The following is a 1,094-nucleotide window of genomic DNA, read 5'->3' on the forward strand; positions in this document are numbered from 1 at the left end:
CACCACCACATGCCATATGTAGCGAATCCTTTGTGTCCTTAAGCGTCAGTTCATAATGCAAAGCTTTTGATTCGTTATTCTTAATACAAATAGCGGCGTCTTTTTTAGCTTGTTCCTCTACACCACCGCCACCAATTGTACCATAGAGTAATTGCCCATCCTTATCAACCAGCATCATACTACCACTGCCTCTAGGGCCACTTCCGGCCTTATTTGTAACTGTAACCAATGCTACTTCTTCTCTTTTCTCAATTAATTCGTTTAGATGTTTAATGAGTAGAATATCCATATAATCCTCCTATAAGACACCTTCAGCTTCTAGTTTTTCAACTTCCTCATTGGAATAATTAAAGAATTCCTTTAAGAGTTCTTTATTATGCTCACCTAGAAGCGGTGCACATTTTTCAATCGAACCTGGTGTTTCACTTAGTTTTATTGCAACGCCAGGCATCTTAAGAGATCCTGCAATAGGGTGTTCCACTTCTACAATCATATCCCTTGCTAAAACCTGCTCATTTGTCAGTACCTTATCAACATGGTTGATTGGTCCGTTAGGTACACCTGCATCATCCAGAATTTTACCCCATTCATCAGTACTCTTTTGCAAAAGCTTTTCTGCAATCAATGGACGTAAAGAATCATAATTCTTGTTTCGTTCTGGGTTCGTTGCATATTTCTCATCATCTACTATATCATTTAAATCAGCTACTGCACAGAATCTCTTCCAAATACCATCATTTCCAGCAGCGACAACGATTTTAGAATCTGCTGTATCGAATGGTTCAAATGGTACTATTGAGGTGTGTCTATTACCAGCTGGCTTTGGAACTTCTTTTGTCACAACATATCTTGCAATTGCATTCTCAAGCATTGCAACTTGACAATCCAGCATTGCAACATCAACCTTTTGACCGACATCTGTTAGGTTTCTATGATTTAAAGCTGCTAAAACACCAATCGCAGTGAATAAGCCTGCAGCTATATCACCAATTGATGGACCTACTCGAGTCGGTTCGCCACCCTTTTGACCAGTGATACTCATAATTCCACCCATTGCTTGTACCACCCCATCATAGGCTGGCTTGGTGCTATAC

2 protein-coding genes are annotated in these 1,094 nt (G+C 39.9%); both read right to left on the reverse strand.

Annotated elements, in window-relative coordinates; translation table 11 throughout:
* On the reverse strand, nt 1-289 hold a 289-nt coding region (locus JF818_RS08365), incomplete at its 3' end, for an XdhC family protein (protein WP_198891561.1).
* A gap of 9 nt (nt 290-298) precedes the next feature.
* Nucleotides 299-1,094: CaiB/BaiF CoA-transferase family protein (locus JF818_RS08370; RefSeq protein ID WP_198891562.1), on the reverse strand; the 796-nt coding region annotated here is incomplete at its 5' end.

It is taken from the genome of Sphaerochaeta sp. S2 (assembly GCF_016406725.1).
Lineage (GTDB): Bacteria > Spirochaetota > Spirochaetia > Sphaerochaetales > Sphaerochaetaceae > Sphaerochaeta.